Raw genomic sequence first — 12,512 nt, 5'->3', positions numbered from 1 at the left:
TCCTGGGGGTAAAAAGGGCAATCAGATGTCCAGCACTTGCATCGCGTGCAGCGCCTGCGCAATGGCCGCGACCGCCGCGCGCATCTCGGCCACATCGACGTGGCCGATGCAGCCCACGCGAAAGGTGTCCACCTCGGTCAATTTGCCGGGGTACAGAATGAAACCCTTGGCCTTGACCCGTTCGTAGAACGCCTTGAACTGGTAGCGCGGGTCTGTCGGCGCGTGGAAGGTGACGATGATCGGTGCCTGGATCGCCGCCGACAGGAAGCTGCGCAGGCCCAGTTCGGCCATGCCGTCCAGCAGCACCTGGCAATTGTTGGCATAGCGTCGCTGGCGCGCGGGCAGGCCGCCGTCTTCGTGGTATTGCAGCAGCGCTTCGTGCAGCGCGGCGACCACGTGGGTCGGTGGGGTGAAGCGCCACTGGCCGGTCCTGGCCATGTACTCGTGCTGCTCGAACAGGTCCAGCGCCAGGGAGTGGCAGTTGCCTTGGGCGGCGCCCAGCGCGTGTTTTTCAGCGAAGACAAAGCCCATGCCCGGCACGCCTTCCAGGCACTTGCCCGAGGCGGCGATGAGGGCGTCGAACGGTACTTCGCGGGCATCGATCGGCAGCGCGCCGAAGGAACTCATCGCGTCGACGATCAGGCGCTTGCCATGCTCTTTGACCACCTGGGCGATCTGCGGCAGCGGGTTGAGCAGGCCGGTACTGGTTTCGCAATGGACCAACGCGACGTGAGTGATGGCCGGGTCGGCGTGCAGCAGGCGGTCGACGTCGGCGGCGGTAGTGGGTTCGTCCTCGGCGGTTTCAAAGGTGCTGAAATCGCGGCCGAGCACTTCGCAGATCTTCGCCAGGCGCTTGCCATAGGCGCCGTTGATCAGCACCAACACCTTGCCGTTGCGTGGCACCAGGGTGCCGATGGCTGCTTCGACGGCGAAGGTGCCGCTGCCTTGCAATGGCACGCAATGGTGAGTGGCGGCGCCGTTGAGGATCGCCAGCAGTTGCGAGCAGACGCTGGCGGTCAGTTGATTGAAGCGCTCATCCCATGAACCCCAGTCCACCAGCATTGCCTGGCGGGTGCGGGCAGAGGTGGTCAGGGGGCCTGGGGTCAGCAGGATCGGCGCGGCGCTGCTCATTTCAAGTCCTCGCAAAGTGTTCGGGGTGGACGTTACGGCGCCTAAATTGCAGTTTGGCTTGTCATCAATCAAATTGTTTGTTGTTATGCGAGCTATCAGTCAGGCCGATAGAAAGGTCACTCAACATGAATTTGTTCCAACTGCGCGCATTCGACGCAGTGGCCCGCGAGGGCAGCTTTACCCGCGCCGCGGCGCGGTTGTTCATCAGCCAGCCGGCGGTGACCGGGCACATCAAGGCCCTCGAAGAGCACTACCAGATCCCCTTGTTGCGCCGCACCGCGCGGCGCGTCGAGTTGACCGAAGAGGGGACACGCCTGGCAGCGATCACCCGGGCGATCTTTGGCCTGGTGGACGAAGCCCAGGCCCTGCTGGAGGCCAATCGGCAGTTGCTCAGCGGGCGCCTCGAAGTGGCGGCGGACGGACCGCACCTGGTGATGCCGATGATCGCCAGCCTGCGCGCGCGCTACCCAGGGATCACCGTGAACCTGCGCCTGGGCAATGCCCAGGAAACCCTGGCAGCGCTGCTGTCCGAGCATGCGGATGTGGCGGTGCTCACCGAAGTCGAACCACGCAACGGCCTGCACTTGCAGGCGCTGGGCGAATCGCGGATCTGCGCGTTGGTGCCGGCCAGCCACCCGTGGGCGACGCTGGCCCAGGGCATTCAGTTGGAGCAATTGCACGAGGTGATCATGGTGCTGCGCGAGCCGGGCTCCATTACCCGGCGCACCTTCGATCACGCCTGCCTCGGCGCCGGGGTGCAGCCGAAAGTGCTGCTGGAGCTGGACAGCCGTGAAGCGGTGACCGAAGCCGTTGCCGCCGAGTTGGGGGTTGGCGTGGTGTCCTCGATGGAGGTCAGCCCGGACCCACGCGTGTGTGCGCTGCCGATCCACGGGCAGGGGCTGCTCAACCGACACATGTTGGGGTGCATGGAGCGCCGTCGGTCGCTGCGTTTGATTCAGGCGTTTTTCGAGCTGGCGCCGTGAAGGTTTTTTGGTGGAACGTTGCGTTTTTGCCCTATAAACTCTGCCCCCAAAGCGCCGGCCAGTAGACGTCTCGGCGCGATGCATGAGGAAGAGAGCAAGTCATGGGCGCACAGTGGAAAGTCAAACATAAAGAAGCGGCAGCCAATGCCAAGGGCAAGATCTTCGGCAAACTGGTGAAAGAGATCACCATCGCTGCCCGTAACGGTGCCGACACCGCGACCAACGCCCACTTGCGTCTGGTGGTGGAGCAGGCCAAAAAAGCCTCGATGCCCAAGGAAACCCTGGACCGCGCCATCAAGAAAGGCGCCGGTCTGCTCGGGGAAACCGTGCAGTACCACCGCGTGACCTACGAAGGCTTCGCCCCGCATCAGGTGCCGCTGATCGTTGAGTGCGTGACCGACAACATCAACCGCACCGTGGCGGAAATCCGCGTGGCGTTCCGCAAGGGCCAACTGGGCGCTTCCGGCTCCGTGGCCTGGGACTTCAACCACGTCGGCCTGATCGAAGCCGCGCCGGACAGCCCGGACGCCGATCCTGAAATGGCGGCCATTGAAGCCGGCGCCCAGGATTTCGAAGAGGGCGAAGAAGAGGGCACCACCCTGTTCATCACCGAAACCACCGACCTCGACGCCGTGCAGAAAGCGCTGCCGGAGCAGGGTTTTACCGTGCTGTCGGCCAAACTGGGCTATATCGCGAAGAACCCGGTGACGGGGTTGACCGACGAGCAGATGGCTGAAGTCGAAGCCTTCCTCGAAGGCCTGGACAACCATGACGACGTGCAGGATATGTTCGTCGGCCTGGCCGGCTGATCCATGCCTGAATAAACGCGCTCAAAACTGTGGGAGGGGGCTTGCTTCCGATAGCGGTGTGTCAGTCAACGATGATGTTGAATGGGCCACAGCCATCGGGAGCAAGCCCCTTCCCACATTGGGTTCAGTGCTGTGGAATAGATTGCAGTAGCGCTTCGACTTCCTCGAAGCCCGGCCGCGCCAGCACTTCGGGCTGACAGCAGCGGGCCTGCAAGCCTTCCAGGATCTGGCGTGTGGTGTCGCTCAAGCCTACGTCGATCCGCTGCAACAACTCCCCGAGCAACACTCCGAACGCACGCACTTCAATGCGTTGCAGTGCCCGGGTTTCTACGGTGTCGGCGGTGGCATGGAACGACGCCGCGCCGAAATCCCCGAGCAAGCAGTCGCCCGCCGCGTTCCACAGAATATTGTGGCCGTACAGGTCGCCATGGGTGATGCCATGGCGGTGCAGGTGCGCGCCCACCGAGGCGATGCCGCGAGCCATGCGCAATGCCACCGCGAGGCTGAAGCGGGTAGCCGGTTCGTAGATGTCGCGGGTGCAGGACGCCAGGCTCGGCAGGGCGGCGAGGTTGCGGTAGCTCGGCTCGATCAGGTCCATCACCAGCGCGGCCTGGTCGTCGGGGTGGCCAACCACGCGGCCTTCCACCTTGATCAGGTTGGGGTGCAACCCGGCGGCAATGCATGCCTGCATTTCGTGCAGCGGTGAGCCGTCGCTGGTGATGCTGCCTTTGTACAGCTTGACCGCCACCGGCTTGGCCGAGGGCTGCCAGAGCGCCTTGCGGATCACCCCGGAGGCGCCTTCCCCGAGCACCTCGGCCAGTTCCAGCGCCGACCATGGAATGTCGGGCGTCGCATCGTCGGCGGCCACGTCCGCCGCCATTTCCACCGGGTTGCCGGCGTAGGCCAGCCAGGTCAGGCTGGGCAGCGCCAGGAGCCAATCGGGCAGGCCGGTGAGGCGGTTGGAGGCGATGCGGATCAGCTCCAGGTTGTGACAACTGGCCAGGCTTGGCGGCAGGTGCGCCAGGTGGTTGCCGGCCAGCATCAGTTTTTGCAGCAGCGGCCGCTCGCCCAATTCGTCGGGCAGTTGGCTGATGCAGTTATCGGTGAGGATCAACCAGCGCAACAGCGGCGGCAACGCGGCGGCCGGCACGTGGCGGATGCGGTTGGCCTTGAAGCCGATCATGCTCAGCTTTGCGCATTGGCCCAGGCAGGCCGGCAGTTCGGTAAAGGCGTTGTCCGAGCAGAACAGCACGCGCAGGTGCGGCAGGCGATGCAGGTCGTCGGGCAGGCTGCTCAGGGCGTTGCCGCTGAGGTTGAGGATTTCCAGGGAGTCGGCCAGTTCGAAGATTTCCCGGGGGAATTCGGTCAGCCCACAGGACAGGTCCAGGCGCTGGATGCCGGCCAATTGGCCGGCCTTGAGTTGGGCGAGGGTATTCATGAACGGCGCGGTCACTCGGCAAGGGGGCGTAAAAAGGCGCTCATGATACCGGGTCGGGTGTGTGTTGCGGGTGGACCGCCTGCAATTGGTTCAGGCGACTGGCGGTGCGCGCCAGATCGATGGCCTGGCCGCTCAAGGCCTGCTCCAGCGGGTGCGCGCCGATCAGGATCAGCTGTTTATCCTGGTCGTAGAGCACGTCCACCAGGTTGATAAAGCGCTGTTGCACGGCGATCGGGCAGTCTGCCAGGTGCGGCAGCCCGTCGATGATCCACTCGTCGAAGTCCTGGCACAGCAGCAGGTAATCCATCACCGCCGTGAGTTGTTCGCAGAGGTCATGGAAGGTGAAGGCGATGCGCCGTGCCTGCTGGCTGCGGCAGCGCAACTGGCGGTTGCCGACCGTCAGCGCCTGCGCCGGGCAATCCGTGGCCGGCAGCCCGAGCGCGGTTCGCTGCGCCGGTGTCCCCGGCCACACGTACCGACCGCTGCTGAAGCGCTGTTCGGCATGGGCCTGGGGCAGGCTGCGAAAGTCCTTGGGCGAGCTGACTTCCAGCACGTCCATGCGCGCTGCGATCAGGTCGATCACCGGCTTGAATCGCTCGTGGTACAGCGGGTTGGGCAACAGCCCTTGCGGCGGATAATTGGACGTCACCAGCACCAGGACGCGACGTTGGAACAACGCCTTGAACAGGCGGTTGATCAGCATCGCATCGCCGATATCGTGGACATGGAATTCGTCGAAACACAGCACGCGGCAGCCGTCCAGCAGCGCATCCAGGGTCACCGCCAGTGCGTCGTGGTGCTGACGGTGGGCGAACATGCCCCGGTGCAGGCGGGCGAAAAAATCATGGAAATGCACGCGTTGTTTTTCGGCGATCGGCAATGCCTGGAAAAACCCGTCCAGCAGCCAACTTTTGCCGCGCCCCACCGGCCCGTGCAAATACAGGCTGCGGGTGGGCTGGCCGGCGAGCAGGTGGTGGGTCTCGCGCGCCATCGCCGCAATCGCCCGGGCCTGTGCGGCGCTGAGGGTATAGCCGTGCTGCTCGGCCTTGGTCTGAAAGAAGGTGGGGATGGGGGAGTCGTCGTGGGTGGGGTGTTTTTTACCGAGCAAACGACGGATCAGGGAACGCGGCGCCAAGGGGAGTCACTCTGTGTGCGGTGGTCGCTCACTTTAGGGCGACAATCGGGATTTGACCAATAGCGAAGCGCGCCGCCAGCCATCTCGAAAACGCATGGCCTTTACGGGGCGTGGGCTTCAGAACTGCAGCAGCGGCGTGGTCGGCAGCCCCTGCGGGCTGACCATTGCGTAGTTGTACCCGCCGCCGGACCAGTACTCGGCGAGCAAACCATCGGCGCTGCGGCTGCCGCGGGGCAGGAAGTTATTTTCCGGGCCCGGCGGGCGGATGTAGAAACTGATGTGCCGGCCTTGCCGATCCTCGTACAGCACCATCGCCGCTGCGCCTTGTTCGGTGCTGAGCAAGCGCCCGCTGACGGCGGTGAAACCCGCCTGGCTCAAGTCGGGTAGACGCTGGGCCTGGTTGAAATAGCGGTCGAGCCAGGTTTGCATCGTGGCGTTGCCCTGGGCGTGATAGTCGGCGGGCAGCACACCGTCCTGGGCAAACAGGCGGTAAGCCTGCATGGCATCGGCCATGGGCAGCATGGGCGGTTGCGTGGCTTCGCGCGCCTGCCAGCCACCCAGGCCGCCGAGGCTGACCGCCATCAGCAACACCGCCGCCGTGGCGAAATGGCGGCGCGACTGCTGCTTGATGCGCTGGCGGATCAGCGCCGGGTCCAGGGCCGGGTTGGCCGGCTGCTGCAACGCGCCACTCAAGGCGGCGCGCAATACGTGCGCGTCCTGCTGCCAGGCATGCACCTGGGCGGCGACCTCGGGGTGGGCGGCCAAGTAGGTTTCCAGCACGCGTCGATCGCTCTCCGGCAGTTGCTGGTCGACGTAGGCATGCAAATCGCGTTCGCTGGGGGGCAGGCTGATCATTTGAGTATCCGCAGGGAAGGGCTGGTCATTTCGCCATCGCTGAGTTGACGCAGGGCTTGGCGCGCCCTGGACAGACGCGACATCACAGTGCCGATGGGCACGTCAAGAATCTGCGCGACTTCCTTGTAGCTCAAGCCTTCGACCGACACCCACAACAGCAGGGCGCGCTGTTCGCTGTTGAGCCGGTCGAAGGCTTGCAGGGTCGACTGGGCGATTACCGTGCGTTCGACCGACGGCTGCACATCGTCGCGGCCGGTGAAGAACTCGAGCATGCGCGCATAGCGCCGGGTGCGCCGATGGGCATCGAGGAACTGCCGGTAGAGGATCGAGAACAGCCAGGCGCGCAGGTCGCCGTCGACGGTTTTGTCGGCCCAGCGGGTGATCGCCCGTTCCAGGGTCGATTGCACCAGGTCGTCGGCGCTGCTGGCGTTACGGCTCAGGGACAGGGCAAAGCGCCGCAGCCTGGGGATGAGTTCACGTAACTGTTCGTCGAGTTCATGCATGGGGAGTCGAGTCTAACCGGTTGTGTGCAGGTAGACGCTGCTCCCTGTAGGTTATTCCACTCGCGATGAAAAGAAACTTTACGCGTGTCGGTGAGAAGTTTCTGTAAAGCCTGAGCGCCTGTAATCGCAGGCTCGTACCTCAATCCACCCTCGTACCTGCCAGCCATTTTTCGGCAGTCAACCGATGAGGGTGTATCCATGATGTTTTCACCGACCGAAAAACCGCTTTTTTCCCCGCCCATGCTGGCGCCTCTGCCTGTCCTGCAGCGCGCCTTGGTTGAGCAATGGGGCTTTGGCCCATCGACCCCGCCGAGCGCCGCCTGTATCCACCACGCCATCGAAGCGCAAGCGGCGCTGGCACCGCATGCGACGGCGGCAGTGTGTGCGGGGCAGCGCATCAGTTACGAACAACTCGACCGCCAAGCCAATCGTTTGGCCGCGGGCTTGATCGAGCAGGGCGTCAAACGCGGCGACACTGTGGCGCTGTTCGTCGAGCGTTCGATCCCCATGCTGGTGGGCCTGTTGGCCGTGTTGAAGGTCGGCGCCGCGTATGTGCCGCAGGACGCCAGAATCGTCCCGCCCCTGCAACTGGCCATGGTCCTCGAGTCATTGACCAGCCCGCTGATCCTGACCCTGTCGCACCTGGCGGATCGCATCCCGTCAGACGCCGCCCATCGCAGCTTGTGCCTGGACACGTTCCTGGCCGAAGTGCCCTGGATCGCCCAGGACAATAAGCCGGTGGGCGCCGTCGTCGACACCCACGACCTGTGTTTCGTGCTGTTCACGTCCGGCACCACGGGGCGCCCCAACGGCGTGTGTGTCAGTCACCGTAACGTATGCAACATCCTGTTGACGCAGCCTGGGCGGATGGGCATGGCGCCGGGCCGCAACGTCGGGCAGATCCTCAATATCGGCTTCGACATGGCGGCCTGGGAAATACTCGGCTGCCTGGCCCATGGCGCGACCTTGCTGATTCGCGGTAAAGCCATTGCGCAGACCGCTGCACAGTGCCATGTGTTGATCGCAACCCCTTCGATCCTGGCCGGCCTCGATCCTCGGCAGTGCCCCGATCTCCAGGTGGTCGCGGTCGCCGGAGAACCCTGTTCCCAGGCCCTGGCCGAGCGTTGGGCGGCGCATTGCACGTTCTACAACGGCTGCGGCCCCACCGAAACCACCATCGTCAATACGCTGCATCGGCATGTGCCTGGCACCCCATTGACCATCGGCCAGCCGACCCCCAACAACAGCGTGTATGTGCTCGACGAACAGGGCCGCCCCTGTGAGGCGGGGCAAGCCGGGGAAATGTGGGCGGGCGGCGCCGGGGTAACGGCGGGCTACCTGAACAACCGCGCATTGACCCACGAACGGTACCGCCCGGACCCCTTTGTGGGCGGCGACGCCATGATGTTCCGCACACGCGACCTGGGACGCTGGACGGCCGACGGGCAACTCGAGCACCTGGGGCGCGTCGATGACCAAGTGAAAGTCCGCGGGTTCCGGGTGGAGCTGGACGCGGTGTCCAGCGCCCTGGAAGCCGGCGATGGCTGCACGCGGGCCGTCACGCTAAAACTCGACAGCCGCACCTTGGTCGCCTTTGTTTCGCCGGCCAGCGCCGACGTGGCGTCCTGCCGACGCCAATGCGAGCAGCGCCTGGCCTACTACTGCGTGCCGGCGCTGATCGACGCAGTGGAGCATTTTCCACTGACCGCCCGCGGCAAGATCGACAAGGCGCTGTTGCTGCAACGGGCGCGTGAAAGATGGGTGGCCGTGCAGGCGTTCGCGGTGCAGGAGCCCGGCCATGCTTGATGCCCTGAGCCAAACCGTGGTGCCGCCCAAGCCGGCGCTCTGGCGGCGCTGGACGGCGTTGCCGGTGTTTTCCTACTACAACCGCCTGGCAGCGTTGGTGTTGCTCAGCAACCTGGCGTTTGCGGTGCTGGGCGTCGGCCTGCAGGGCGTCAGCGCCCAGACGTTGTCGGCGCTGGTGCTGATCAACCTGTCGCTGGCCATCCTGATTCGCCAGCAATACCTGATCAATGCGTTGTTCTGGCTGGCGACGCGCATCCCCGTCACCTGGCCGCTGCGTGTGCGGCGCAGCGCGGCCAAGGTGTACCACGTCGGCGGGCTGCACAGTGGCGCGGCCCTGGCGGCCACGGGCTGGTTCGCGGGGTGGGTCGGTGTGCAGGCCGCGGACTATCTGCAGCGGCCAGGCGGCGTTTCGTCCACCGGGTTGTGGCTTGGCGCGACGCTGCTCGGCGTGTTGCTGTTGATGGTGGGCATGGCGCAACCGCGCATCCGGGGGCGATTTCACAATGGCTTCGAGCGGGTTCATCGGTTTGCGGGGTGGGCCGCGTTGCTGTTGTTCTGGGCGCAGACCTTGCTGGCGTCCGTCGAACGCGGTGCGAGCCTGCTGCACAGTGGCGCGTTCTGGATGCTGGTGCTGTTGACGCTGAGCATCGCGCTGCCCTGGCTGCGGCTGCGCAAGGTCGCCGTTGAGCACACGCGGCCTTCCGGGCATGCGGTGATTACGCGCTTTACCCACACCACGCCATTCGCCGGTTCGTCGACCGCGATCAGCCGACATCCGCTGTTGGAGTGGCACTCGTTTGCCAACATCCCCACACCGGGCCAAACCGGGTTTCGGCTGACCATTTCCCGCGCCGGGGATTGGACGGGGCGGTTTATCGAGGACCTGCCGCGCCATGTGTGGGTCAAGGGCATCACCACCGCTGGCGTGGCCCATGTGGAAACCCTGTTCAAGTCGGTGGTGTACGTCGCCACCGGCAGCGGGATCGGCCCGGTCATGCCGCATTTACTTGCGGCGCGGCTGCCGATCCAGCTGATCTGGTCGACCCGCAGCCCGCGCAAGACCTACGGCGACGAATGGGTCGACGAGATCCTGCGTGCCCAGCCCGGCGCCTTGATCTGGGACACCGATGAGCGCGGCAAACCTGACCTGGTGCAGTTGGCCTACGGCGCGGTGCAAGCCTGTGGCGCGGAGGCTGTGATCTGTATCGCCAACCAACGACTGACGCAGCAGGTCGTGCAAGAGCTGGAAGCCCGGGGGATACCCGCCTATGGCGCGATCTGGGATTCGTGAAGCGTGTGTGTTCATTAAACGATATCAATCAATGGAGGTGCCTATGAATGTAGTGATCGAGCGTCAGGGTCGGGTGGTCCTGGTCAGGCTCAATCGTCCCCAGGTCAAGAATGCGCTGAACTCGGCGCTGATGACCGAGCTGGTTTCTTGTCTGGAGGCCCTGGACCAGGACCCTCAGGTCGGGTGTTTTGTCATCACCGGCGGTGCGCAGTATTTTGCCGCCGGAGCCGATATCAAGGAGATGAGCGGCAAGACCTATCAGGACATGCTCAACGAGGATTACTTCGTCGGCTGGGAGGCATTTACCCGCTTGCGCACGCCGACCATCGCCGCCGTCAACGGTTACGCCTTCGGCGGAGGGTGCGAACTGGCGCTGATGTGCGACATGATCTTTGCCGCCGATAGCGCCACCTTTGCCCAGCCGGAGATCAAGCTCGGCGTGATCCCTGGCATGGGGGCGACCCAACGTCTGACAGGCTTGATCGGCAAGGCCAAGACCATGGATCTGGTGCTGACCGGGCGGCCGATGACGGCTCATGAGGCTGAACAGGCCGGGTTGGTGTCGCGTGTCTATCCGGCGGCGAGCTTGCTGGAGCAGACGCTGGCGGTGGCCGCGCAAATCGCCGGTTTTTCTCGCCTGGCCACCCGGGCGGCGCGCGAGGCGGTCGAGCAATCCCTGCAGCTCGGGCTGCACGAGGGCGTGCGGCTGGAACGCCGACTGTTCCACAGTCTGTTCGCCACGCCCGATCAGCAGGAGGGCATGCAGGCGTTTCTCGACAAGCGACCGGCCGCGTTTAATCGGGTGTAGGAGGGCCAAGGACTCGGCGCTGGGCTGCTCTGAAAAAAAACTACAGTGAAGGAGGAATAAACCTACATGGGATTCGTCTCATAGCTCAATTTCCCCTTGGCCATGTGCCCTGGAGCTTTTCATGGTAGATCACTCATCACCGCCCCGTCCGCCACTCAGCACGGCCAGCCTGGCGATCAGGCTGGCGTGTATCGGTGGCGTGGTAGCGGCTGTCGCCGGGGCGTTTGCCTACGTCAACGGCACCTTCGACCCACAACGCCTGCAGCCCAAAACCCTGGTCAATGCCCTGGAAACCAATAACGGCATCCACCCGGGGTTTCGGCGCAACCATGCCAAGGGCGTGTGTGTCGCGGGGTACTTCGAGAGCAGCGCCGAGGCGCGTGCCTACTCCAGTGCCCAGGTATTCAATGCGGCCAGGACCCCATTGACCGGCCGGTTTGCCTTGCCCAGCGGTAACCCCTACGCGCCGGACAGCAGTGTGCCGATCCGCAGTTTTGCCGTGCAATTCAGCCAGGCCAACGGCCAGCAGTGGCGCACCGGGATGAACAGCATGCCGGTGTTTCCGGTGGGCACCCCCGAGGCGTTCTATCAACTGCTCAAGGCCGGCGCGCCCGATCCGGCCACCGGCAAGCCCAACCCGGCGAATATGCCGGCGTTCTTTGCGGCCCATCCCGAGGCCGCGCCGTTCCTGGCGTGGGTCAAGACGGCCAAGCCATCCGCGAGCTATGCGACGGAAACCTACAACGGCATCAACGCGTTTTTCCTGGTGGGCGCCGATGGCAAGCGCCAGGCCGTGCGTTGGGCGGTTGTCGCGCAAAGCCAGGATGCTGTGGGCGATACCGCGCCAGCCGGCAGTGACTTCCTGGAAAAAGACCTGGTGCAACGCCTGGCTTCCGGACCGCTGCGTTGGCAGTTGAATCTGACCCTGGCCAACCCCGGCGATCCGCTCGACGATGCAAGCAAACCCTGGATCGGTGAGCACAAAATACTCAACGCCGGCACCCTGGTGCTGCAAAGCAGCCAAGCGCAAGCAGACGGCGATTGCCGCGACATCAACTTCGATCCGCTGATTCTGCCAAGCGTCATCGAGGCTTCGAATGACCCGCTATTGGCCGCGCGTTCGGCCGCCTACGCCAGTTCCTACCTGCGCCGCGCCGCAGAAGTCAGCCCGTTGCACCGCACCCCTCAGGAGTCGAAGCCATGAATGCCCAACCACGGTTTTTCGCCCCCCTGGCACGCCTGCTGCACTGGCTGATGGCGCTGATGATCATCGCCATGCTGTTTATCGGCGCGGGCCTGGCAGCGTCGGTTTCCGAACGGCATGAATGGTTGATCCACCTGCACAAACCGCTGGGTATCGCGATCCTGGCGTTGGTGATCGTGCGTTTGGCGGTGCGTTTTTCCACGCGCCAACCGCCGTTGCCTGGCGATTTGCCGCGATGGCAAGTGTTGGCGGCCAAGGCTTCCCATTGGCTGCTGTATGCCTTGATGCTGGTGTTGCCGCTGCTCGGCTGGGCGATGATTTCGGCGGCGGGCGACCCGGTGATGCTCAGCCATTCGGTGCAACTGCCGGCGCTGGTGTCGGCCAACGCACCGCTGTTCGCGGTGCTGCGCAAGGCCCATGGCTATCTCGCCTACGTGCTGTTTTTCACGGTGTTGTTGCACCTGGCGGCGGCGCTGTTCCATGGGTTGATTCGCCGTGACGGCGTGCTGCAGAGCATGACGGGCACCCAGGACTGAGGCCCGCGCTTGA

General features: G+C 64.5%; 12 protein-coding genes. 7 read left to right on the top strand and 5 right to left on the bottom strand.

What is annotated here, in order from left to right; all coding sequences use genetic code 11:
* Window positions 1-21: 21 nt before the first annotated feature.
* The gene (locus PverR02_RS19965; RefSeq protein ID WP_079444225.1) at window positions 22-1,131 is read right to left on the bottom strand and encodes a 2-aminoethylphosphonate--pyruvate transaminase; all 1,110 of its coding nucleotides are present in this window, start codon (window positions 1,129-1,131) and stop codon (window positions 22-24) included.
* 125 nt (window positions 1,132-1,256) lie between these two features.
* On the opposite strand from PverR02_RS19965, the gene PverR02_RS19960 reads away from it, so the two are divergent.
* On the top strand, window positions 1,257-2,114 hold the full coding sequence (locus PverR02_RS19960; protein ID WP_046382861.1) for a LysR substrate-binding domain-containing protein: 858 nt from the start codon (window positions 1,257-1,259) through the stop codon (window positions 2,112-2,114).
* Window positions 2,115-2,215: 101 nt separating this feature from the next.
* A complete protein-coding gene (locus PverR02_RS19955) occupies window positions 2,216-2,923 on the top strand; it encodes a YebC/PmpR family DNA-binding transcriptional regulator (RefSeq protein WP_017848129.1) in 708 nt (235 codons plus the stop codon).
* 124 nt (window positions 2,924-3,047) lie between these two features.
* On the opposite strand, the gene PverR02_RS19950 is transcribed toward PverR02_RS19955, so the two are convergent.
* The 4 genes from PverR02_RS19950 to PverR02_RS19935 all read right to left on the bottom strand — a co-directional run bounded on the left by PverR02_RS19950 (window position 3,048) and on the right by PverR02_RS19935 (window position 6,854).
* Entirely contained in the window at window positions 3,048-4,361 is a 1,314-nt protein-coding gene (locus tag PverR02_RS19950; RefSeq protein ID WP_079445029.1) for a leucine-rich repeat-containing protein kinase family protein, read from the bottom strand.
* A gap of 40 nt (window positions 4,362-4,401) precedes the next feature.
* Entirely contained in the window at window positions 4,402-5,496 is a 1,095-nt protein-coding gene (gene zapE, locus PverR02_RS19945) for a cell division protein ZapE (protein WP_079444224.1), read from the bottom strand.
* A 117-nt stretch (window positions 5,497-5,613) separates the two neighbouring features.
* Complete coding sequence (locus tag PverR02_RS19940; RefSeq protein WP_017848126.1) at window positions 5,614-6,351, bottom strand: anti-sigma factor family protein; 738 nt, start codon at window positions 6,349-6,351, stop codon at window positions 5,614-5,616.
* The gene (locus tag PverR02_RS19935; RefSeq protein WP_046382864.1) at window positions 6,348-6,854 is read right to left on the bottom strand and encodes a sigma-70 family RNA polymerase sigma factor; all 507 of its coding nucleotides are present in this window, start codon (window positions 6,852-6,854) and stop codon (window positions 6,348-6,350) included. The genes PverR02_RS19940 and PverR02_RS19935 overlap by 4 nt, the downstream gene beginning before the upstream one ends.
* A gap of 198 nt (window positions 6,855-7,052) precedes the next feature.
* On the opposite strand from PverR02_RS19935, the gene PverR02_RS19930 reads away from it, so the two are divergent.
* The 5 genes from PverR02_RS19930 (at window position 7,053) to PverR02_RS19910 (ending at window position 12,499) form a co-directional block, all read left to right on the top strand.
* Window positions 7,053-8,660, top strand: coding sequence for an amino acid adenylation domain-containing protein (locus tag PverR02_RS19930; RefSeq protein ID WP_079444223.1), 1,608 nt, complete (start codon window positions 7,053-7,055; stop codon window positions 8,658-8,660).
* Entirely contained in the window at window positions 8,653-9,951 is a 1,299-nt protein-coding gene (locus tag PverR02_RS19925) for a ferredoxin reductase domain-containing protein (protein ID WP_079444222.1), read from the top strand. Before PverR02_RS19930 ends, PverR02_RS19925 begins: the two co-directional genes overlap by 8 nt.
* 43 nt (window positions 9,952-9,994) lie before the next feature.
* Window positions 9,995-10,759, top strand: a complete 765-nt coding sequence (locus PverR02_RS19920) for an enoyl-CoA hydratase-related protein (RefSeq protein WP_017848122.1) — start codon at window positions 9,995-9,997, stop codon at window positions 10,757-10,759.
* A gap of 121 nt (window positions 10,760-10,880) precedes the next feature.
* Window positions 10,881-11,963: a catalase family peroxidase gene (locus PverR02_RS19915; RefSeq protein WP_079444221.1), complete on the top strand. Its 1,083-nt coding sequence runs from the start codon at window positions 10,881-10,883 to the stop codon at window positions 11,961-11,963.
* Window positions 11,960-12,499, top strand: coding sequence for a cytochrome b (locus PverR02_RS19910; RefSeq protein WP_017848120.1), 540 nt, complete (start codon window positions 11,960-11,962; stop codon window positions 12,497-12,499). Before PverR02_RS19915 ends, PverR02_RS19910 begins: the two co-directional genes overlap by 4 nt.
* The last annotated feature ends 13 nt before the right edge of the window (window positions 12,500-12,512 follow it).

The sequence above is a fragment of the Pseudomonas veronii genome, from assembly GCF_002028325.1.
GTDB classification, from domain to species: Bacteria; Pseudomonadota; Gammaproteobacteria; order Pseudomonadales; family Pseudomonadaceae; genus Aquipseudomonas; species Aquipseudomonas veronii.
This window is presented reverse-complemented; position numbering and strand designations above follow the sequence as displayed.